General features: G+C 67.9%; 16 protein-coding genes. 9 read left to right on the top strand and 7 right to left on the bottom strand.

Features of this window, described 5'->3' with window-relative positions; all coding sequences use genetic code 11:
• Positions 1-45: 45 nt before the first annotated feature.
• The gene (locus tag ABIA65_RS25770) at positions 46-4,353 is read right to left on the bottom strand and encodes an AAA family ATPase (RefSeq protein ID WP_354525326.1); all 4,308 of its coding nucleotides are present in this window, start codon (positions 4,351-4,353) and stop codon (positions 46-48) included.
• 120 nt (positions 4,354-4,473) lie between these two features.
• Here ABIA65_RS25770 and ABIA65_RS25765 point away from each other — a divergent pair, with 120 nt between their 5' ends.
• Positions 4,474-5,277: an SDR family oxidoreductase gene (locus ABIA65_RS25765; protein ID WP_354525325.1), complete on the top strand. Its 804-nt coding sequence runs from the start codon at positions 4,474-4,476 to the stop codon at positions 5,275-5,277.
• A 33-nt stretch (positions 5,278-5,310) separates the two neighbouring features.
• On the opposite strand, the gene ABIA65_RS25760 is transcribed toward ABIA65_RS25765, so the two are convergent.
• Complete coding sequence (locus tag ABIA65_RS25760) at positions 5,311-5,670, bottom strand: VOC family protein (RefSeq protein WP_354525324.1); 360 nt, start codon at positions 5,668-5,670, stop codon at positions 5,311-5,313.
• Between the two features lie 105 nt (positions 5,671-5,775).
• Here ABIA65_RS25760 and ABIA65_RS25755 point away from each other — a divergent pair, with 105 nt between their 5' ends.
• The 5 genes from ABIA65_RS25755 (at position 5,776) to nei2 (ending at position 13,401) form a co-directional block, all read left to right on the top strand.
• Positions 5,776-6,441, top strand: a complete 666-nt coding sequence (locus ABIA65_RS25755) for a TetR/AcrR family transcriptional regulator (protein ID WP_354525323.1) — start codon at positions 5,776-5,778, stop codon at positions 6,439-6,441.
• A 113-nt stretch (positions 6,442-6,554) separates the two neighbouring features.
• The gene (locus tag ABIA65_RS25750) at positions 6,555-11,060 is read left to right on the top strand and encodes an ATP-dependent helicase (protein WP_354525426.1); all 4,506 of its coding nucleotides are present in this window, start codon (positions 6,555-6,557) and stop codon (positions 11,058-11,060) included.
• Positions 11,061-11,116: 56 nt separating this feature from the next.
• Positions 11,117-11,605 (top strand): DUF2834 domain-containing protein, encoded by a 489-nt coding sequence (locus tag ABIA65_RS25745; protein WP_241400522.1) that lies wholly within the window; start codon positions 11,117-11,119, stop codon positions 11,603-11,605.
• A 41-nt stretch (positions 11,606-11,646) separates the two neighbouring features.
• A complete protein-coding gene (locus ABIA65_RS25740) occupies positions 11,647-12,615 on the top strand; it encodes an NAD(P)H-dependent flavin oxidoreductase (RefSeq protein WP_354525322.1) in 969 nt (322 codons plus the stop codon).
• 18 nt (positions 12,616-12,633) lie between these two features.
• A complete protein-coding gene (gene nei2, locus ABIA65_RS25735) occupies positions 12,634-13,401 on the top strand; it encodes an endonuclease VIII Nei2 (protein ID WP_354525321.1) in 768 nt (255 codons plus the stop codon).
• Positions 13,402-13,472: 71 nt separating this feature from the next.
• Here nei2 and ABIA65_RS25730 read toward each other — a convergent pair whose 3' ends face one another.
• The gene (locus ABIA65_RS25730; RefSeq protein ID WP_354525320.1) at positions 13,473-14,609 is read right to left on the bottom strand and encodes a fatty acid desaturase family protein; all 1,137 of its coding nucleotides are present in this window, start codon (positions 14,607-14,609) and stop codon (positions 13,473-13,475) included.
• Positions 14,610-14,641: 32 nt separating this feature from the next.
• Entirely contained in the window at positions 14,642-15,727 is a 1,086-nt protein-coding gene (locus ABIA65_RS25725) for a ferredoxin reductase (RefSeq protein WP_354525319.1), read from the bottom strand.
• A gap of 71 nt (positions 15,728-15,798) precedes the next feature.
• On the opposite strand from ABIA65_RS25725, the gene ABIA65_RS25720 reads away from it, so the two are divergent.
• From ABIA65_RS25720 to ABIA65_RS25710, 3 genes are read left to right on the top strand one after another with little or no spacing between them, the layout of a single operon-like run.
• Positions 15,799-16,464, top strand: coding sequence for a TetR family transcriptional regulator (locus ABIA65_RS25720; RefSeq protein WP_354525318.1), 666 nt, complete (start codon positions 15,799-15,801; stop codon positions 16,462-16,464).
• 36 nt (positions 16,465-16,500) lie between these two features.
• The gene (locus tag ABIA65_RS25715) at positions 16,501-17,283 is read left to right on the top strand and encodes an enoyl-CoA hydratase/isomerase family protein (protein ID WP_354525317.1); all 783 of its coding nucleotides are present in this window, start codon (positions 16,501-16,503) and stop codon (positions 17,281-17,283) included.
• Between the two features lie 6 nt (positions 17,284-17,289).
• Positions 17,290-18,375, top strand: coding sequence for a threonine aldolase family protein (locus tag ABIA65_RS25710; protein ID WP_354525316.1), 1,086 nt, complete (start codon positions 17,290-17,292; stop codon positions 18,373-18,375).
• On the opposite strand, the gene ABIA65_RS25705 is transcribed toward ABIA65_RS25710, so the two are convergent.
• Genes ABIA65_RS25705 through ABIA65_RS25695 form a run of 3 tightly spaced genes read right to left on the bottom strand, consistent with a single transcriptional unit; the run spans position 18,372 to position 19,889 of the window.
• The gene (locus tag ABIA65_RS25705) at positions 18,372-19,142 is read right to left on the bottom strand and encodes an SDR family NAD(P)-dependent oxidoreductase (protein WP_354525315.1); all 771 of its coding nucleotides are present in this window, start codon (positions 19,140-19,142) and stop codon (positions 18,372-18,374) included. The two genes, ABIA65_RS25710 and ABIA65_RS25705, sit on opposite strands and share 4 nt — an antisense overlap.
• Positions 19,143-19,194: 52 nt before the next feature.
• Positions 19,195-19,578 (bottom strand): DUF1330 domain-containing protein, encoded by a 384-nt coding sequence (locus ABIA65_RS25700; protein ID WP_354525314.1) that lies wholly within the window; start codon positions 19,576-19,578, stop codon positions 19,195-19,197.
• Between the two features lie 5 nt (positions 19,579-19,583).
• Positions 19,584-19,889 carry an RNA-binding protein gene (locus ABIA65_RS25695; protein ID WP_354525313.1) on the bottom strand — a complete coding sequence of 102 codons (306 nt, stop codon included), beginning with the start codon at positions 19,887-19,889 and terminating at the stop codon, positions 19,584-19,586.
• Positions 19,890-19,948 lie beyond the last annotated feature (59 nt).

The raw sequence follows: 19,948 nt of genomic DNA, 5'->3' as shown, positions 1-19,948 counted from the left end.
CGAACATGCCCGTGGGTAGTCGATGTTTCGGACTTCAAATTCGTTTCACTTCTGCTGCAGCGCCACATCCTGTCCGCCCGACAGCTCACCGCGCGCGATCGCGTCGCAGTGCGCCACATGCAGCGGCGCGATCGCGTCACCGGGCAGCAACCTCATGCATCGCTGAAATACCGTACGAGCCTGGTCAACTTCACCCGTGTCGAACAGCGCGAAGGCCTCGTCGAACACGGGTTGAGCAGAACGCTTCGCCGCGCGGAGCGAATCCGGGTCGTCGTCGTAGACCTCGTGAATCGTCACCGGTCGACGCCGGTTGACCACCATGACCCGCTCCATTCGACGGATGTCGAACTGACCTGCCTTCGCGAGGCGCCCACACGTGGTGTCCGAGATGAGTAGTGAGGACCCATAACGCTTGTTGGCGCTCTCGATGCGGGCGGCCAGGTTGACCGCATCGCCGATGATGGTCAGCACCATGCGGTTCACCCCACCGACTAGCCCAACCCCCACTGCGCCGGTGTTGATGCCGATTCCAACGCGCAACTCCTCAGAGCCCAGCGCCGTCCGTTCCCGGTTGTGTTCGCGCAATGACCGCAGCATGGCCAGCCCCGCCCGGACGGCGTCGGGCTCCGACTCGAAAACGGCGACGATCTCGTCTCCGCGTACGTCCTGGATCACGCCGTTGCAGCTGATGATCGGAAGTTCGACGGCCCGGAGAAAGCCCATCGCCAGGTTGCTCGCCTCGGACACGTCCATTTCCTCGAGCAGGGTGGTGTAACCACGGATATCGCTGATCAGCACTGTCATCTCGCGTTCGACCCGATAGCCGCTGTGCACGCGGCGAAGGTCGTCGATGTCGAGGATGCGCAGGAGTTCATTGGGCACGAACCTCGACTGCACGTCCATGAGGGACTGTCGGTGCTCGTCGGCGGCCCGTAGCCGGGACTGCAGCTGGAAGTTCCACAGGGGCGCGGCGGCCTGAGCACAGAGAAAGTCAACAGCTTCCTCGTGGTCGGCGTTGAAATGCCTACCCGGATCATCGTGTTCGGCGTAGACCACACCGATGATGTTGTCCTGCACACGGATAGGAACCACGAGAGCGGACGCGTGCAAGGTGTCGGCCACCACGACCAGTGGCGATCCGCTGCCCACCACACGGCGGACGATGCTGCGGTCATAAGCGACCTCGGTCCACGGCCCATCGACGATCGCAACGTCGCCGTGATCCAGGACGGCATGGACAGACAGATCGTCGGAGTCGCCGGTGAGCAGCAGAACCCGGGCCGCACCCGTGGTGTCGGCAACCGAGCCGAGAATGATGTTGGCCAGGCCTTCCTGGGTACGTGCCCCCGACAGTGCGCGTGACAGTTCATGGGCGCCGACGGGGTCTATTCCCGCCGAATTCGTCTGAACGAGATCGCGACTCAGCAGCCAGGGATGCTCCCGCGCCAGCCAGTCCGTGCGCGCCACCACGCCCAGGCTCAGCCAGCGCTGGTACGCCGACCGCAGCATGTGATCGCGAAGCGTCATCCGTCCGGTCTGGGCGTAGAGGATGGCGGCCTCCTCCTGCGCACGCGCACCGATCATCGGGAGCTGATACTCCTCGGCCAGGTCGATCGCCCGGTGCAGGTGGCCCTCCGCCTTGACGTGTTGACCGCGGGATCGCGCCCACGCCCCCTGAATCAGGGCATAGGACGCCGCATAGTTCTCCGGTGCGTCGGCCGCGCACTTTCGGTGCATGGCCAACGCCCTGCGCACGAAGCGTGCGGTCGAGCGGTCCCCCGGAGCCTCCTGCATCATGCTCAGAGCGCCGATCATGTGGACCAGGAGCGAGACCGCGGTGCCGGCCATGCCGTCGATGTGCGCAATCGCCTCGTCGGTGGCCAGGACCGCACCGGCATGATCGCCGGACCAGAAGTGCAGTCCCTGTTTGACGTTCGCGGCCACGCTCATGGCCACCTCGTCACCCTCGCGGCGGGCCGCGGGCAGTATCTCCCGCTCGTCGTAGCCACTCTCACCGGCAAGCAGGTACATATCCTCGGTGCGGCCCATCAGGTTGAGGCAGAGCTGCTGCATCGCCTGGCAGAGCGCGGTGGGCACCGGTTGGGATCGGATCTGGGGAATGAGGGCCTCGGCCAGCGCATCGATCTCGGCCAGCGGGCGACCCACCCAGAACGATTGCGAGAGCAGGACCGCGGTGAGAAATCCCGCATACTCCTGGTCACCCTGGTCGAGCGCCTCCGTGACGGCGTTGCGGAGCTGGCCCAGACCGTCCCGCAGCGGGTGACTCCAGTGATGGATGAAGTTCAGGTGCAGGAACAGTGTCTGCGGCCGCGCCTCCCGGAACTCCTCTCGTTCGCTGAGTAGCAGGCCGACCTCGCCAAAGCGCTGGCTGCCCGCGTGGTCTCCGGTAATCGCCAGCAGCAGGCCGTAACTCGCGAGCACCAGCGGCGAGGAAGGGGTGTGGCCATGCGCCAGGGTGAGGTCTAGTTGCTTACGCACGACAAGGGGAAAGATGTTGGGCCGCACCAGGTAGGCCATACTGCGCAGCTCGGCGAGGATGCGCTGCATCTCGATGACACGCTGATCCTCGCAGGGCGGCAGCGCCAGCAGTTGTTCGTTGGTCCAGCGCCGCATCGCGACCTTCATCCGCATCAGAGCGATGGCCATCCGCGGTTTGCCCGGATCCGGTGGCAGCGGCTCGCCGAGTTCGTCGAGCGCGGCCAGCCCGGTCTCGAGCGCCTCCTGAAGACGGTTCTGCGCAACCCGCCCCTTGAGCCGCAGGTACGCGATTCGAGCACGGTCGACTGGCTCCGGCAAGACGTTCTCGGCCTCGTCGAGCAGCGCGTGCAAAGCTCCCCAGTCACCCACCAGCAGCGCGGCGTCGGCGGCGTCGAGGTGCAGCTCCCGGGCCAGTTCGTAATGCGCGGTCCAACGCTGCTCCCCCAGCAGATCCAATGCGTTTCGGCAGTACGCGAGGGCCAGGGGGAATGACGCCTGGGCCCTGGCCTTTCGCGCCGCGCGCCGCAGCACCATGACGAACCGGACGCGTTCGTCGTCGTCAGTCAGCCCCTGGCCGCCGATGCCGACGTGTCGGGCGGCCTCGAACAGCCGGTCATCGCCCAGTCCAACCAATCGTCGACCGATGCGCAGATGCGTCTCGCGCTGAACGTCGCTTGGCATGTCCGCACCCGCCGCCTCGGCCACCCGGTCGTGGCTGAACCGGTACCGCCCGTCCCTGCTGATCGCGTTGGCGATCCGTTGGCCATGGCTGTCGAGCGCCTCGATCAGTCGAAGCTCCAGCCCCGACCAGAGTGCGTGCGCCACCACATCGGGCGGATGCGCAGCCGCGGTCGTGGCGTCATCGAGGTCGAACTCGCCGCCGATACACGTCAACGACGTCAATACTTCTCGGTCAATCGGGCTCAGCTGGGCGAGGTAGCGACCGAGGAACTCCGCGGAGGTTGCGGTGACCTCGATCGAGGTCAGTACGCGCAGATCCCAGCTCGAGTGCCGGTTCACACCGACGCAGGTGAGGGCGCCCTCCCGTTGCGCGCGGTACAGCAGCTGCCGGATCTGCAGGGGATTGCCATTGGTTCGGTGGTGGAACTCGGCGGCCACGTCGCCCATCTCCACACTGCGTCCGCTCACCGCCACGAGAAGTTCCTCTACATCCGCGCCGGACAGCGGACGCACTTCGATGCCGCGAAGGGTGTCTGACGCGAGACCCGTTGCATCCGGGTCAAACTCGCCCACCCGATACGCACCGACCACCAACACGTTGCGCAGCGATACTGCCAGCAGTTCGGACAGCAGCAACAACGAGTCGCGATCGGCCCACTGCAGGTCATCGATCGCCAGCACCACCGGTCGATGGGCCGCGGTCGCAGACACCAGCCGGGTGGCGGCGCGGTGCAGCCGGCGCCGGGCGTCCGCCGCATCGAGCTCGGCCGCGCGCGAACCGTTGCCGACGGCTCGCGCCAGATCGGGCACCAGCTCCCGGAGCACGCTGGCGATCGACGACGTGCCGGTCTCCAGGCTTGCCCGCCACCGGTCACGCTCGGCGGGGGCGGTGGCCTCCATAGTGTGGACGATCGAGCTGAGCGCATCCCCCAGCGCCGCGTAGGGTGCCGGCGCACCGTCGCGATACCGCCCGTAGGCGAACACACCGTTGCGCGCGGTGACCTCGGCGCCGAACGCCTGCACGAGCGTCGACTTCCCTACCCCGGGAGCCCCGCTGAGCAGGACACATCCGCCGCCCACCCGCTCGGCCGCAGCCACGGCGGCTCGCAATTGGCTCAGTTCCTCCCGCCGGCCGACCACCCGGCCGTCGATATCGAGAAGCGGAGTCGTCATCGCGCCGCGCCCCCCTCCAACGGGAACCCTCCGTCCTCCATATTGACGGTTCCGCTGGTCGTGTGCGAGATGAACGCACATCTGGGCAGCTGACCCGCCCGACTGACAGGATGGCTAGCTATGGAACTCGAGGGCAGCGTCGTCGTCGTCACCGGCGCCGGGTCAGGCATCGGCCGGGCCTTGGCACAGCAGTTCGCGGCGGCCGGCGCATCGGTGGTGGCCGGAGATATCGCCCCTGCTGGCATCGAGGCGACCGTCGACGCCATCCGGTCGGCTGGCGGGGCCGCGGCGGCGGTCCTGGCCGATGCCGCCACGACGGACGGCATCACCACACTTGTCGACGCGGCCCGCCAGTTCGGTCCCGTCGACGTGTTCGTCGCCAACGCGGGCATCATCGGGGCCCCGGGCCTGGGCGATGACGAGCGCGACTGGGACCGCATCATCGACGTCAACCTTCGGGCACACATTAGGGCGGCGAAGGTCCTGGTGCCCGAATGGGTTTCGCGGGGCCGCGGCTACTTCGTCGGCGTTGCGTCGGCGGCGGGCCTGTTGACTCAGGTGGGTGCGGCCGGGTACTCGGTGACCAAGCACGCGGCCGTCGGGTTCGCCGAATGGCTCTCGATCACCTACGGCGACAAGGGTATCGGCGTGTCATGCGTGTGCCCGATGGGCGTCGACACGCCCCTGCTGACGGATATCACCGAGTCATCGGACCCGGCCTCACGGATGGCTGCCGCCGCGGTCCGCAACGCCGGTGAGGTTCTCGGCCCAGACCGGGTCGCGGAGTTGACCGTCGAAGCCGTGCGCGCCGGGACGTTCCTGGTGCTGCCGCACCCCGTCGTCCTCGACATGTACCGCGGCAAGGGCGCGGACTACGACCGCTGGCTTGCCGGGATGCGGCGCTACCAGAGCAGTCTGGGCTGAACGGCCAAGACCAGCCGCATCGACCCCCTGCGCCTATGCCGAGGGAAACGGCCGCGAGGGCGGCGACGCCAGCGTGATCAGGTTGCCATCAGGATCGCGCACCTGCGCCAGCGTTGAGTAGTCACCCTCAATGTCGGCCCCGAGCGCGATTCCCAGGTCCTGCAGCCTGCGACGCTCGGCCGCCACATCGTCGACGTAAAGGAACATCACACCCCTGGCGGCGATTTCGGCACTGCTTGAGAGCATCAACCCACCGTGGTCGAAGAGCTCCCAGTGCACCAGCGTGGCCATCGGCCGGTGATCCGGTCCACGGCCAATCAACTTCGTGTACCAGCCTTCGGCCGCCGCGAGGTCTGCGGTGAACAGTGAGGTGTATATCTTCTGCAGATTCATATTCATCTCCGCACCAGTCTGACCATCCCCGAGTCTCATCGTCCATTCCAGCCGGACATCGGACAACACAGCTGTTCCACACGTGTCGAGCAATAGGATGTGGCCATGGCTGACCCCGGGGGTGCGCGCACATCCGCCCGCAGGCGCCTCTCCCCCGAGGACCGCCGAAACGAACTGCTGGTGCTCGGCGCCGAGGTCTTCGGCCAACGCCCGTATGACGAGGTGCGCATCGATGAGATCGCCGAGTTCGCCGGGGTGTCGCGGGCACTCATGTACCACTACTTCCCCGACAAGCGTGCGTTCTTCACCGCGGTCGTGCGGGCCGAGGGCGAGCGTCTGTTCGAGGCCACCAGTACACCGCCGGAACCCGGGCTGAGCCTGCTCGATCAACTCCGGGCGGGCGTGCTCGCCTATCTGAGATACGACGAGGAACACCCGCACGGCGCATGGGCCGCCTACATGGGACTGGGGCGCTCGGACCCGGTGCTACGTGGCGTCGATGATCTCGACACCGACCGCCAGGCCAACCGCATCATGGGCAGGATCACCGAGGCGGCCGGTGCACCGATGGAGGCCACGCTGGAGCGTGACCTGCGGGCGGTGATCTACGGCTGGGTCGCGTTCACATTCGAGATGTGTCGCCAGCGGATCCTCGACCCGACGATCGAGCGTGACTACGTCGCCGACGCGTGCTCGCACGCGCTGCTCGACGCCGTGGTGCGCGTACCGGGCATACCCGACGCTCTGGCCACCGCCTGCCGAGCCCGCTAGCAGCGATTTCGGCGCGCTTTGGAGCGGTGAGCGCTCCTATGCGCGCCGAAGTCGCGGGGGTTGTCGGTGGGGGCGGGCACCATGGGTGGGTGGCCCGTAAGTCCGCCGACCCCATGTCGCGTTTCAGTGAGCTGACGCGCGACTGGTTCGCGGGCACGTTCGCCGCCCCCACCCCGGCTCAGGCGCAGGCGTGGGAGGCCATCGCCGACGGGCACAACACCCTGGTCATCGCACCCACCGGGTCGGGTAAGACGCTGGCGGCGTTCCTGTGGGCCATCGACCGGCTGGCATCGCAGGAGCGTCCCGACAAGCCCGCCACCCGGGTCCTCTACGTCTCGCCGCTCAAGGCGCTGGCCGTCGACGTGGAACGCAACCTGTCCACACCGCTGACCGGCATCACCCGGGTCGCCGAACGCCTCGGCCAGCCGGCGCCGAACATCAGCGTCGGGGTGCGCTCCGGCGACACCACGCCCAAGCGCCGTCGCGAGATGCTGACCAAACCGCCGGATGTCCTGATCACCACGCCCGAGTCGCTGTTCCTCATGCTCACCTCGGCGGCCCGCGAGACGCTGGCCCGCGTCGAGACCGTGATCGTGGACGAGGTGCACGCCGTCGCGGCCACCAAGCGCGGCGCGCATCTGGCCCTGTCGCTGGAACGGCTCGACCAGATCCTCACAACACCCGCGCAGCGGATCGGCCTGTCCGCGACGGTCCGCCCGCCCGAGGAGGTGGCCCGCTTCCTGGCCGGCACCGCACCGACCACCATCGTGGCGCCCAAGGCCGCCAAGACCTTCGATCTGTCGGTTCGGGTGCCGGTGCCCGATATGGCCAACCTGGCGAACAACACCATCTGGCCCGATGTCGAGGAACAGATCGTCGACCTGATCGAGGCGCATAAGAGCACCATCGTGTTCGCCAACTCACGCCGCCTGGCCGAGCGACTGACATCGCGGCTCAACGAGATTCACGCCGAGCGCACGGGCGTCGAGCTGTCGAATGATCCCAACCCCGCGGTCGGGGGCGGTTCGCCCGCGAACATCATGGCCAGCGGGCAGTCCTTCGGCGCGCCCGCACTGCTGGCGAAGGCCCATCACGGCTCGGTCAGCAAGGAGCAGCGCGCCCAGGTCGAGGACGACCTGAAGACCGGGCGGCTCAAGGCTGTGGTCGCCACCTCGAGCCTCGAACTCGGCATCGACATGGGCGCGGTGGACCTCGTCATCCAGGTTGAGGCGCCGCCGTCGGTGGCCAGCGGTCTGCAGCGGGTCGGCCGGGCTGGACATCAGGTCGGTGAGATATCGGAGGGTGTGCTGTTCCCCAAGCACCGCACCGACCTCATCGACTGCGCGGTGACGGTGCAGCGCATGCTGTCCGGCGATATCGAGACCATGCGGGTACCCGCCAATCCGCTCGACGTGCTGGCTCAGCACACCGTCGCCGCCGCCGCGCTCGAACCGCTGGACGCCGACCTGTGGTTCGACGCGGTACGGCGCAGCGCACCGTTTGCGACGCTGCCGCGCAGTGCGTTCGAGGCGACTCTGGATCTGTTGAGCGGCAAGTACCCGTCCACAGAGTTCGCCGAGCTGCGGCCCAGGCTGGTCTACGACCGGGACGCCGGCACGCTGACCGCACGGCCCGGCGCGCAGCGGCTCGCCGTCACCTCGGGTGGCGCCATCCCCGACCGCGGGATGTTCACCGTCTTCCTGGCGACCAACGCTGACACCGAGAAGCCCTCCCGCGTGGGCGAACTCGATGAGGAGATGGTGTACGAGTCGCGGCCCGGAGATGTCATCTCCCTGGGCGCGACGAGTTGGCGGATCACCGAGATCACCCACGATCGGGTGCTCGTCGTGCCCGCACCGGGCCAGGCGGCGCGGTTGCCGTTCTGGCGCGGTGACGGTGTCGGGCGGCCCGCCGAACTCGGCGAGGCCATCGGCGCCTTCACCGGCAAGCTCGCGGCGATGCCGCGCGCAGACTTCGACGCGCGTTGTCGCACCATGGGTTTCAATGACTACGCCGTCGACAACCTCTGGGCGCTCCTCGACGAGCAGCGCCAGGCCACGGGCACCGTGCCCACCGACGCCACGTTCATCGTCGAGCGCTTCCGTGACGAACTGGGCGACTGGCGGGTGATCCTGCACTCCCCCTATGGTCTTCGCGTGCACGGTCCGCTGGCGCTGGCGGTCGGTCGCAGACTGCGCGAGCGGTACGGTATCGACGAGAAGCCGACAGCATCCGATGACGGCATCATCGTGCGACTGCCCGACACAGAGGACACCGCCCCTGGCGCGGACCTGTTCGTCTTCGACGCCGACGAGATCGAACCGATCGTCACCGATGAGGTCGGCGGCTCCGCACTGTTCGCGTCGCGTTTCCGGGAGTGCTCGGCGCGGGCGCTGCTGCTGCCCAGGCGCCACCCCGGCAAGCGTTCCCCGCTGTGGCATCAGCGCCAGCGCGCGGCTCAGTTGCTCGACATCGCGCGCAAGTACCCCGACTTCCCGATCGTGCTCGAGACGGTGCGCGAGTGCCTGCAGGACGTCTACGACGTGCCGACGCTGATCGAGTTGATGAAACGTGTTGCGCAGCGTCGTATCCGGGTCCTGGAGGTCGAGACCGCGACCCCCTCGCCGTTCGCCGCCTCCCTGCTGTTCGGCTACGTCGGCGCGTTCATGTACGAGGGCGACAGCCCGCTGGCGGAGCGGCGCGCGGCAGCCCTGTCACTGGACAGCGTTCTGCTGGCCGAGCTGCTCGGCCGCGTCGAGCTTCGCGAACTGCTCGAACCCGCGGTCATCGAGTCGACCGTCGCACAGTTGCAGCACCTCGCGCCGGACCGAGCCGCCCGCGACGCCGAGGCGGTCGCGGACCTGTTGCGACTGTTGGGTCCGCTCACCGAGGCCGAGGTGGCGGCGCGGTCCACAACCGATGACGTCGGCGGCTGGCTGGAGGGGCTGCGCGCGGACCGCCGGGCGCTGACGGTGTCGTTCGCCGGGCAGACGTGGTGGGTGGCCATCGAGGACATCGGCCTGCTGCGCGACGGTGTGGGCGTGCCGGTGCCGGTCGGTGTTCCGGCCAGCTTCACCGGCACCGTCGCAGATCCGCTCGGCGAGCTGCTCGGCCGCTACGCCCGTACCCGCGGGCCGTTCACCACCGCGCAGGCCGCCGAGAGGTTCGGCCTCGGGCTGCGCGTGGCTGGCGACGTCCTGGGCAGGATGGCGGTCGACGGGAAACTGGTGCGCGGTGAGTTCGCGGACCATGCGGACTCCGAACAATGGTGTGACGGTGAGGTTCTCAGGATCCTTCGGCGCCGCTCCCTGGCCGCATTGCGGGCCCAGGTCGAACCCGTCAGCACCGACGCCTACGCGCGTTTCCTGCCCGAGTGGCAGCACGTCGGGTCGGCCATGACATCGGGGATCGACGGCCTGCTGGCGGTTATCGAGCAACTCGCGGGTGTGCCCATCCCGGCCTCGGCCGTCGAACCGCTGGTGTTCGGGCAGCGCATCCGCGACTACCAGCCCGCGATGCTCGACGAGCTGCTCGCCGCGGGAGACGTCACGTGGTCGGGTGCCGGGCAGATCGGCACCGGTGAGGGCTGGATCGCCTTCCACACCACCGACGCCGCACCGCTGACCTTGGCCCCGGCCGCCGAGATCGAGTTCACCGACACCCACCGCGAGATCATGGCGACGCTCGGCAACGACGGTCGAGCAGGCGGCGGCTACTTCTTCCGCCAGCTGACCGACGGATCGATATCCGAGGCCGACGCGAAACAGGCACTGTGGGAGCTGATCTGGGCCGGCTGGGTCACCGGTGACACCTTCGGTCCGGTGCGCGCCCAACTGGCGGGCGCGGGGCGGCGCGGCGGCACCCATCGGCAGCGATCGCGTCCGCCGCGGCTGAGCCGGTACAGCGTGAGCCATGCCCAGACCCGCTCAACCGATCCGACCGTCGCGGGCCGCTGGTCGGCACTTCCGCCCGCCGAGCCGGCCTCCACCGTTCGCGCGCACTTCTACGCCGAGCTCCTGATGAACCGGTACGGGGTGCTGACGAAGGGCGCGGCGCAGGGCGTGCCGGGCGGCTTCGCCATGCTCTACAAGGTGCTGACCGCCTTCGAGGACGCCGGCCGCTGCCAGCGCGGCTACTTCGTCGAGTCATTGGGCGGGGCGCAGTTCGCGCTCGCGTCGACGGTCGACCGCCTGCGCACCCACATCGACGGGGTCGACGCTGGGCGGCGGGCGTACCGCGCCGTCGCGCTGGCCGCGGCCGATCCGGCCAATCCGTATGGCGCGGCGCTGTCCTGGCCGTCGGACACCGACGAGTCCGGGCACCGTCCCGGCCGCAAGGCGGGCGCCCTGGTCGTGCTGGTGGACGGGGAGCTGGCCTGGTTCCTGGAGCGCGGTGGCCGGTCGCTGCTGTCGTTCACGAACGACACCGAGGCGCACGCGGCGGCCGCGGCCGCGCTGGCTGGCCTGGTGTCGGGTAGGCACCTGCAGTCCATGCTGGTCGAACGGGTCAACGGCGTCCCGGTCCTCGAACCTGGGGTCGACCCCCAGCGCGGCCCGGTGCACGACGCGCTGATCGGCAGCGGTTTCTCCCGCACTCCGCGGGGCCTACGCCTCCGCTGACACGAAAGTTTGTCAAAAGTGACAAAACCTTCGTTTGGCCGAGCGATACTGACGGCATGGTCTCGCTCATCGTTCACCTGGTTCTCGGCATCGCCGTCATCGCCTGGATTGTCCGGGCCAACCCGCAGGTCTTCTCGCGACCCGCTGGCGGTCCGATGTTCTCGCCGTTGGAGATCGCCTTCTACGTCATCGGCGTGGCGTCGATCGGACTCGGCTACTACTTCAACCACCAGTTCGTCGCGGCGTACGCGGTCGAGGGCGGCAACCCCATCTGGGGCCCGGGCAGCTGGCAGCAGTTCATCGTGCTCGGCTACGACAATCCCGCGGCCGCCTCGGCGAGCCAGGACTACACCATCATCAACGTGATCCTGTTACCGCTGTTCACGATCGTCGACGGGTACCGACGCGGCATCCGACGCCCGTGGCTGTTCTTCGTGGCGAGCCTGTTCACCAGCTGCGCCTTCGCCTACGCGTTCTACTTCGCCGTCGTGGACCGCCAGTACCGTCACGAGAAGGCGGCCAAGCTGGACTCCATTCCCGCCTGACCCCCCAACCGAGCGCGTGCCACCCTGCCTACAGTGCAGGGATGGCATTGCACACCGCACTGACCGACATGTTCGGCATCGAGCATCCGATAGTGCTGGCACCCATGGGCGGTGTCGCAGGAGGACTTCTGACCGCCGCGGTGTCCGAGGGCGGTGGGCTCGGGATGATCGGCAGCGGCGGTGGTGCACGCGACTGGATGCGGCGCGAGTGTGCCATCGCGCGCGATGGCACCGAGAAGCCCTGGGGCATAGGGCTGTTGTCGTGGGCGGTGGATCACGGCGCCATCGACTGCGCGATCGAGCAGCAGCCGGCAGCGATCATGCTGTCCTTCGGTGACCCGACACCGTTCGTCGACGCGGTGCGGTCGGCGGGTATTCCGCTGATGATCCAGGTGACCACACTGGCCGACGCCCAGCGTGCGCTCGACCTGGGTGCCGATGTCGTTGTGGCCCAGGGCGCGGAGGCCGGCGGACACGGCGAGGGCCGCGGCACACTGCCGTTCGTACCCACGGTGGTCGACGTGGCGGGCACGACGCCCGTGCTGGCCGCGGGCGGTATCGCCGACGGCCGCGGGCTGGCCGCCGCGGTGGTGCTCGGCGCGGCAGGCGCTGTGATCGGCACCCGCTTCGAGGTGACGACCGAGGCGCTGCTGTCCGCCGAGGAACTCAAGGCGATCACCGCGGCGACGGCTGCCGACACCGTGCGCGACCGCGTGCTCGACATCGTTCGGGACTCACCCTGGCCGGCCCGCTTCACCGCCAGGACGCTGCGCAACCGGTTCACCGACGCCTGGCACGACGACGAGGACGGGTTACAGGCCGACGCCGACGCCAGGGTCGAGTTCCGCGAGGGTGTGGAACGTGGCGATCTCGACTACATGCCGATCTGGGCCGGTGAGGCCGTCGACCTGATCACCGAACTCGACACCGCCGCTGCCCTGGTCGCACGCATCGCCGACGAGGCCGCGCGCGCGATTTCCGGTGCGCACGACCGTATCCGCGGGGCGTGAGGACGGTAGCGTGGCGGCATGCCTGAGGGCGACACCGTCTACCGCACCGCGGCCAAGCTGCGCGATGCGCTGGTGGGCCGGGAACTGACCCGGTGCGACGTTCGGGTGCCGAAGTTCGCCACGGTGGACCTGACGGGTGGTGTCGTCGATGAGGTCCTCAGTCGCGGCAAGCACCTCTTCATCCGTGTCGGCGGGGAGTCCGGGGCCAGCATCCACTCGCATCTGAAGATGGACGGCGCCTGGCTCATCGGCGGCCAGGCTCGCCGGACACCCGAGTTCAAGGTGCGGATCATCCTGGAGACGGCCGACACTCGGGCCGTCGGCGTCGATCTCGGCGTGCTCGAGATCCTCGAACGCGAGCACGACATGGAGGCCGTCGCGCACCTCGGGCCCGACCTGCTCGACGACGCCTGGGAGCCGCGCGTCGCCGCGGCGAACCTGACGGCCGATCCGCAGCGGCCGCTGGCCGAGACGCTGCTGGATCAACGAGTGATGGCCGGGATCGGCAACGTCTACGCCAACGAACTGTGCTTCATCATGGGACACCTGCCCACCACGCCGGTCGGCCGCGTCAAGGACCCCCTGCGGGTGGTGCAGCGCGCCCGGGACATGCTGTGGCTCAACCGGTCCCGCGTGAATCGAGTCACCACCGGAGACACTCGACCCGGGCGTGACCTGTGGGTCTACGGCCGGGCCGGACGCCCGTGTCGACGGTGCGGCACCTCCATCAACTCGGACAACGCAGGCGATCGCATCGCGTTCTGGTGCCCCTCCTGCCAGACCTGACCGCCGAACGTGAAGTTGTTGGCGAGACGCCTGCGTGGATTCGTCAACAACTTCACGTTCGGCGGTAGGGCCTAGTTCGGCAGGGCCAGCTTGAAGATCTTGCGGATGACGGTGCCGAACTGCCTGGGCAGCGGACCCTTGTTGTAGGGCACGCCGTAGCGCTCGCAGATGTCCTGCACCTGGGGAGCGATCTCGGCGTGTCGGTGCGCCGGGATGTCGGGGAACAGGTGGTGCTCGATCTGGAATGACAGGTTGCCACTCATGATGTGAAACAGCTTTCCACCCGTGAGGTTCGCCGATCCGAGGATCTGACGGAAGTACCACATGCCGCGACTCTCGTTCGCGGTCTCCTCCTTGGTGAATTCCTGTGTGCCGTCCGGGAAGTGGCCGCAGAAGATGATCGAGTACGACCAGATGTTGCGGATCAGGTTGGCGGTCATGTTGCCGGTGAAGACCCATGGCGCGAACGGGCCGGCGAGCAGCGGGAACGCCAGGTAGTCCTTGACGGTCTGGCGGCTGACCTTGTGCCAGATGCCCGTGAGGGTCTCGCGCTTGTCGGCGATCGAGATCTCACCGGAGCGGATGCGCTCGGTCTCCAGTTCATGCAGGGCGACGCCGTACTGGAAGAACACCATCAACAGGAATGCGTAGACGGGGTTGCCGAGGAAGTACGGCTTCCAGCGCTGATCCTCGCTCATCCGGAGGATGCCGTAGCCGATGTCGCGGTCCATGTCGACGATGTTGGTGTAGGTGTGGTGCATGTAGTTGTGCGAGTGACGCCACTGATCGCTCGGGCACGCCGAGTCCCATTCGAAGTTGCGGCCCGTGAGCGCGGGGTCACCCATCCAGTCGTACTGGCCGTGCATGACGTTGTGGCCGATCTCCATGTTGTCCAGGATCTTCGACGCGGCCAACATGGCGGTGCCGGCCAACCAGGCTGGCGGCAGCACGCCCGCGAACAGCAGTCCGCGACCGCCGACCTCCAGCGCCCGCTGCGCCTTGATGACGCGCCGGATGTAGGTGGCGTCGCGCGCGCCGAGATCGGCGACGACACGCTCCCTGATGGCGTCGAGTTCGCGGCCGAAGGCCTCCGCGGTCTCGGGCGTCATGGTGACGGTCTTGCCGGCGACGGTCTTGGTGATGGTCTTGGGTTCGGGGCGTTCGAGCGTGGGGCGTTCGGGCGTGGGGCGTTCGAGTGTGGCAGTCATGGTGAACTCCTTCTCGGTTGAGATCGGTTGGGCTAGAGCGCCAGGGCGACGTCGCCGACCGGGGCGGTGACGCAGATCTGCACGTCCTCCCCGTCGGACGTCGACACGGCGCCGGTGATGAGGTTCTTGACCGCACCACTGGTCTTGCGGCGGGTGCAGGTGTGGCAGATGCCCATCCGGCATCCGCTCTCGGGTGTGAGCCCGGCGGCCTCGGCCTGCTCGAGCAGCGAGCGGCCGTCGTCGGTGATCTCGACGCCACTCTGCGCGAAGGTCACGGTGCCACCGGATGCCGCGGTCGGAGCCGCGAACACGGGCGGGACGAAGCTCTCGGACCTCGCGTCCGGGCAGTGCCTCCGAACGGCCTCGACCAATGCTGGCGGACCACAGACGAACACCGAGTCGGGGTTCGGCATCGCGAGCGCCAGGTGGTCGGCGTCGAAACGTCCGACGAGGTCTCCCGAGCCGCCCCGGGTGAACCCATGCAGGACCCGGACTCCGGTCATGGCCGCGAGCTGGTCGGCGTAGCAGGCGTCCGCCGGGGTGCGCGCGTAGTGAATGAATGCGATCTCGGCGCCATCCTGATCGGTGTGCCGTTCGGCGACGAGTGTCCGCAGCATCGCCAGCACCGGCGTGATGCCGCTGCCGCCGGAGACGAACAGGATGCGCTTGGGCCGCTCGGCGGGCAGGACGAAATCGCCGCCGACGGCCTCGAGCCCGACGACCATGCCGGGCCGCGCATTGCGGTGGAGGTGCCCTGAGACCAGTCCCCCGTCGTGTACGCCGACGGTCAGCTCGATCAGACGGTCGTTCTCGGCGTTGGCGGGTGAGTAGCAGCGGGTCCGTCGGCGGCCGTCGACCTCGACGGTGAGGTTGACGTGTTGGCCCGCCGCCAGGGTGCCGCGTTGAGTGAACACGGCGTTCGATTCCAGCGTCAGGGTGACGCTGCGCGGGGTGTCTCGCCGGACCGCGACGATCTTGGCGCGTGCATCACCCAGGGTCCAGGTGGGCTCGACCAACTCGGTGTAGCGGTCGACACCGTGGGGTCCGGTCAGGACGCTGACCAGGGCTGAGCGCAGCACTCGATCGCGGAGGCGCGGCTTCGAAGTTTCGGTGAACATGTGTATACCGTCCGCCTCGTCAGTCCAGATCGTCAAGGGATTTCCGCACGTTGTGGTACGGTTCACAAACAGTGAACAGTCGTACTCCTAAGTCACAGTCGTCTCGCTCTCGGCGGGACGGCTTGTCACGTGAGGAACGGAAAGAGGTCACCCGACGAGCGATCGTCGACGCCGCTCTCGCGCTCCTGGAGAACCGCAGCTTCAGCGCTTTGAGCCTCCGTGAGGTGACCCGTGAGGCCGGTATCGTTCCTGCCGCGTTCTACCGGCACTTCGAGTCGATGGACGCGCTCGGCCTGGTCCTGATCGACGAGTCATTCCGTGCGCTGCGCGACATGCTGCGCGGCGCCCGCGCGGGCAAACTCGACCCGAACCGTGTCATCGAATCGTCGGTCGACATCGTGATCGCGAGCGTCAACGAGCGCCGCGAGCACTGGCGACTCATCGGCCGCGAACGCAACAGCGGAGTGACCGTGCTGCGGTACGCCATCCGCACCGAGATCCGCCTCATCACCTCTGAACTGGCGATCGACCTGACGCGCTTCCCCGGCCTGCACACGTGGACCGGCGAGGACCTCAACATCCTGGCCACACTGATCGTCAACGCGATGATCTCGATCGCCGAGGCCATTGAGGACGCCAAGGACGCGGCCGCCATCGAGGACGTTCGACGCACCGCGGTCAAGCAGCTGCGCCTCATCGTCGTCGGCATCACGGGGTGGCACAGCAGCACTCCCTGAGTCGCGCATAGGGTCGGGCCAGACCGAGGAGAAACAATGGCGAAACTGGAACTGTCCCGTCCGCGTCCGGACATCGCGGTGCTCACCCTGAACCGGCCCGACAAGCTCAACGCGTTGAACCACGGCCTGGTCGAGGATCTGCACGCCACACTCGATGACATCCGGGCTGACGACCAGTGCCGCGTCGTCGTCCTGACGGGTGCGGGCCGCGGATTCTGCTCGGGGCTGGACCTCACCGAACCGTCCCCGGACGCGGCCTCCGGTGGCCTGGAGTTTCCACGTTCGGGTATGCGGTGGCAGGAGCGCATCGCCGAGCTGACCACGAAGTTGTCTCGCCTGCGGCAGCCGGTGATCGCGGCGGTCAATGGGCCGGCCTACGGAGGTGGCTTCGCGCTGGCGCTGGCGTCAGACATTCGCATCGCCTCGGAGTCGGCCAGGTTCTGCACACAGTTCATCAAGTTGGGCCTGGGCGGCTGCGATATCGGGGTGAGCTACACACTGCCGCGCATCGTCGGCGCGGGCCAGGCGTTCGACCTGATCCTCACGGCCCGCACGGTCGATGCCGCCGAGGCGCTCGCGCTCGGGCTCGTCTCACGACTCTCGGCGGGTTCGGTAGTCGAGGACGCACTGGCGCTGGCCGAAACACTGTGCGGCTACGGAAAGTTCGGGGTGGAGTCGACCAAGCAGGTGCTGTGGGCCAACCTGGAGGCACCCAGCCTGGATGCGGCGTTGCAGGTGGAGAACCGCAGCCAGATCCTTGCGTCCACCAGCGGTGAGCTTCTAGAGGCGGCCGCGGCGTTCACGAAGCGAAAGGCCTAGCCGGACATGACCCCCGCCTCGCTCCACGATCCCGACTGGCGCGGGTTCGCCAGCGACAACTACGCCGGCGTCCACCAGGAAGTCCTCGAGGCAATCGCCGCGGCGAACGGCGGCCATCAGGTCGCCTACGGTGAGGACGCCTACACCACCCAACTGCAGGACGTCGTCCGGCAGCACTTCGGCACCCAAGCGGAGACGTTCCCGGTATTCAACGGCACGGGAGCCAACGTCGTGTCGCTCACGAGCCTGCTCCCCCGCTGGGGAGCGGTTATCGCGGCGACGTCGGCGCACATCAACACCGACGAAGCGGGCGCCCCCGAACGGATGACGGGCATCAAACTGCTCACCGTGCCGACGCCAGACGGCAAGCTCACCCCGGAGTTGATCGCCACCGAGGCCTGGGGGTGGGGCGACGAGCATCGCGCGCAGCCACTCGCGGTGAGCATCACGCAGACAACGGAACTCGGCACGGTGTACACACCCGATGAGGTGCGCGCGATCGCCGACTTCGCCCATGAACAGGGTATGGCGCTACACATGGACGGCGCCCGACTGTGGAACGCGGCCGCGGCGATCGGGGTCCCGTTGTGCGCGTTCACGACCGACGCGGGGGTCGACGTTCTCAGCATCGGCGGCACCAAGATTGGAGCGCTCGGCGCGGAGTCCGTCGTGGTTCTCGACCCGACCAGAACCACCGGCCTGATCTATCTACGCAAGTTGACGATGCAGCTCGCGAGCAAGATGCGGTTCATCTCCGCCCAGCTGCTCGCCCTTTTCGAGGACGACCTCGGTCTGCGCAGCGCCACACACGCCAATGCGATGGCGCGGCGGCTCCGGCGCGCCCTTGAGGCAGGCATCGCCGATGGTGCGATCTGTGGGCTCGAGTTCATTCAACCGACGCAGGCGAACGCGATCTTCGCCACGTTGCCGACGGAGGCGGCCGATCGGATCCGCGAACACGTGCGCTTCTACGACTGGAACCGTGCCCGCGGCGAGGTGCGCTGGATGTGCGCGTGGGACACCACTGAGGCCGACGTCGACCACTTCGTCGAGGTCGTCCGCAGCGAACTCGACCGGCACTGGCGCGGCTAGCGCGGCGTGCCGCCTCCGTCGACGATGATGACGGTCCCGGTGATGTAACTGCCTGCGTCCGAACACAACAGCAGTGCCGCGCCGACCATCTCATCCGGTGTCGCCAGACGCTTCATCAGCGTTCCGCCGATCATGTGGTCGATGGCCTGCTGTGGGTTGTTGCGCATCATGTCGGTGTCGACGGGGCCGGGCGCGATGGCGTTGACCCGGATCCCATCGCCCACGAATTCGGCCGCCATCGACCGGGTGAACGACATCATCGCGGCCTTGCCCGCCGCATACAGCGACAGGCTCGGCGCGAAGTTGAACGCACCGACCGAGACCATGTTGAGCACCGCGGCGTGCTTGCTTGCCTTGAGATGCGGCAGCGCCTTCTGCGCGAGGAACACCGGGCCGCGGACGTTGACCTCATTGGACTTGGTCCACGCGTCGACAGTCATCTCGCCCAGCGGTTGTGCCAGCGCGTTGGCGGCATTGTTGACCATGACATCAAGTGCCCCGAACTCGGCGACGGTGCGGTCGACCAGGGTGTCCAGGTCCTCGATGCTGCCCGCGTGGGTGGGCACGCCGATGGCCTGGCCGCCAAGTCCGCGTAGGTGTTTGGCCGCTTGCTCGCATGCGTCGGCCTTGCGACTGGCCACCACCACGTTGGCGCCGGCGAGCACGAAGCCCTCCGCGAGCGCGAGGCCGATGCCCCTGGTGCCACCCGTGACGATCACGGTGCGGCCGGTCATGTCGAAGAGGCGGTCGAAGGCGTCACGATCCATGCCCGTCAGTAGAACACGGTGCGAAACCGCCGTGACCGTTAGTCCGTGATCGTCAGTCCTTCATGGTCCAGACCGATGTCGCGATCAGGTCACCGTGCTCGAGCGCCGCGGTCCGGTGTTCGTGCACCTTGAGGTATTCCGGATCGGCGATCATGTCCAGGAACGCCTGTGATGAGGGGTACTCGACGATCAGAATCGCGTCCCAACCCGGTCGCTCACCGGCGCCGATCACCGTCTCAGGTGACACTCCGGCGTAGCGCACCGTCGCTCCTGCCCGCGCAATGTGCGGCATCACCTCGCTGGCGTAGCGCAGATAGCGCTCTCTACCGCCGTCCACGCGGAACGTGAGCAGATTGACCATCACGACCGGCTGATCCGGCGGCCGCGCCGCGAGCTGCGCGAGCTGTCCGGGAGTGGGTTCCAACCGATTACTCATGTCGATCAGATACAGCCGCTGACGCTGATGCGGCGTCCCACATTCGCGCAGACGTTGACATTCGGTGGCGGCGGCGGGACGTACACCGGCGGTGGAGGTGGTGGCGGTGGAGGTGGCTCCTCGCCCGGCGGTGGTGGCGGTGGTGGCGGCGCGAGCGCGTCGTTGAGTTCGTACAGCGGATCCGAGCATCCACTCACGTCGACGTGGCGGCCACCGACCGAACCGCAGACGGCGCCGGCCGTTGGCATCACCGGCAGCACCAGCCCGCCGACCAACGCGATCATCGCCGCAGACAGCCAAACCTTGCGCATGCTCACTCCTTGGGCCGCTGCTGTGCATCTTGCCCCGCGGCGTGCACCGCGTGCGTCAA

The sequence above is a fragment of the Mycolicibacterium sp. 624 genome, from assembly GCF_040548615.1.
GTDB lineage: Bacteria > Actinomycetota > Actinomycetes > Mycobacteriales > Mycobacteriaceae > Mycobacterium.
This window is presented reverse-complemented; position numbering and strand designations above follow the sequence as displayed.

What these genes read in the sequence shown, in the direction of transcription:
- ABIA65_RS25770 (WP_354525326.1), bottom strand. Translation starts at nt 4,353, where the DNA reads ATGACGACTCCGCTTCTCGATATCGACGGCCGGGTGGTCGGCCGGCGG.
- ABIA65_RS25765 (WP_354525325.1), top strand. Translation starts at nt 4,474, where the DNA reads ATGGAACTCGAGGGCAGCGTCGTCGTCGTCACCGGCGCCGGGTCAGGC.
- ABIA65_RS25760 (WP_354525324.1), bottom strand. Translation starts at nt 5,670, where the DNA reads ATGAATCTGCAGAAGATATACACCTCACTGTTCACCGCAGACCTCGCG.
- ABIA65_RS25755 (WP_354525323.1), top strand. Translation starts at nt 5,776, where the DNA reads ATGGCTGACCCCGGGGGTGCGCGCACATCCGCCCGCAGGCGCCTCTCC.
- ABIA65_RS25750 (WP_354525426.1), top strand. Translation starts at nt 6,555, where the DNA reads ATGTCGCGTTTCAGTGAGCTGACGCGCGACTGGTTCGCGGGCACGTTC.
- ABIA65_RS25745 (WP_241400522.1), top strand. Translation starts at nt 11,117, where the DNA reads ATGGTCTCGCTCATCGTTCACCTGGTTCTCGGCATCGCCGTCATCGCC.
- ABIA65_RS25740 (WP_354525322.1), top strand. Translation starts at nt 11,647, where the DNA reads ATGGCATTGCACACCGCACTGACCGACATGTTCGGCATCGAGCATCCG.
- nei2 (WP_354525321.1), top strand. Translation starts at nt 12,634, where the DNA reads ATGCCTGAGGGCGACACCGTCTACCGCACCGCGGCCAAGCTGCGCGAT.
- ABIA65_RS25730 (WP_354525320.1), bottom strand. Translation starts at nt 14,609, where the DNA reads ATGACTGCCACACTCGAACGCCCCACGCCCGAACGCCCCACGCTCGAA.
- ABIA65_RS25725 (WP_354525319.1), bottom strand. Translation starts at nt 15,727, where the DNA reads ATGTTCACCGAAACTTCGAAGCCGCGCCTCCGCGATCGAGTGCTGCGC.
- ABIA65_RS25715 (WP_354525317.1), top strand. Translation starts at nt 16,501, where the DNA reads ATGGCGAAACTGGAACTGTCCCGTCCGCGTCCGGACATCGCGGTGCTC.
- ABIA65_RS25710 (WP_354525316.1), top strand. Translation starts at nt 17,290, where the DNA reads ATGACCCCCGCCTCGCTCCACGATCCCGACTGGCGCGGGTTCGCCAGC.
- ABIA65_RS25705 (WP_354525315.1), bottom strand. Translation starts at nt 19,142, where the DNA reads ATGGATCGTGACGCCTTCGACCGCCTCTTCGACATGACCGGCCGCACC.
- ABIA65_RS25700 (WP_354525314.1), bottom strand. Translation starts at nt 19,578, where the DNA reads ATGAGTAATCGGTTGGAACCCACTCCCGGACAGCTCGCGCAGCTCGCG.
- ABIA65_RS25695 (WP_354525313.1), bottom strand. Translation starts at nt 19,889, where the DNA reads ATGCGCAAGGTTTGGCTGTCTGCGGCGATGATCGCGTTGGTCGGCGGG.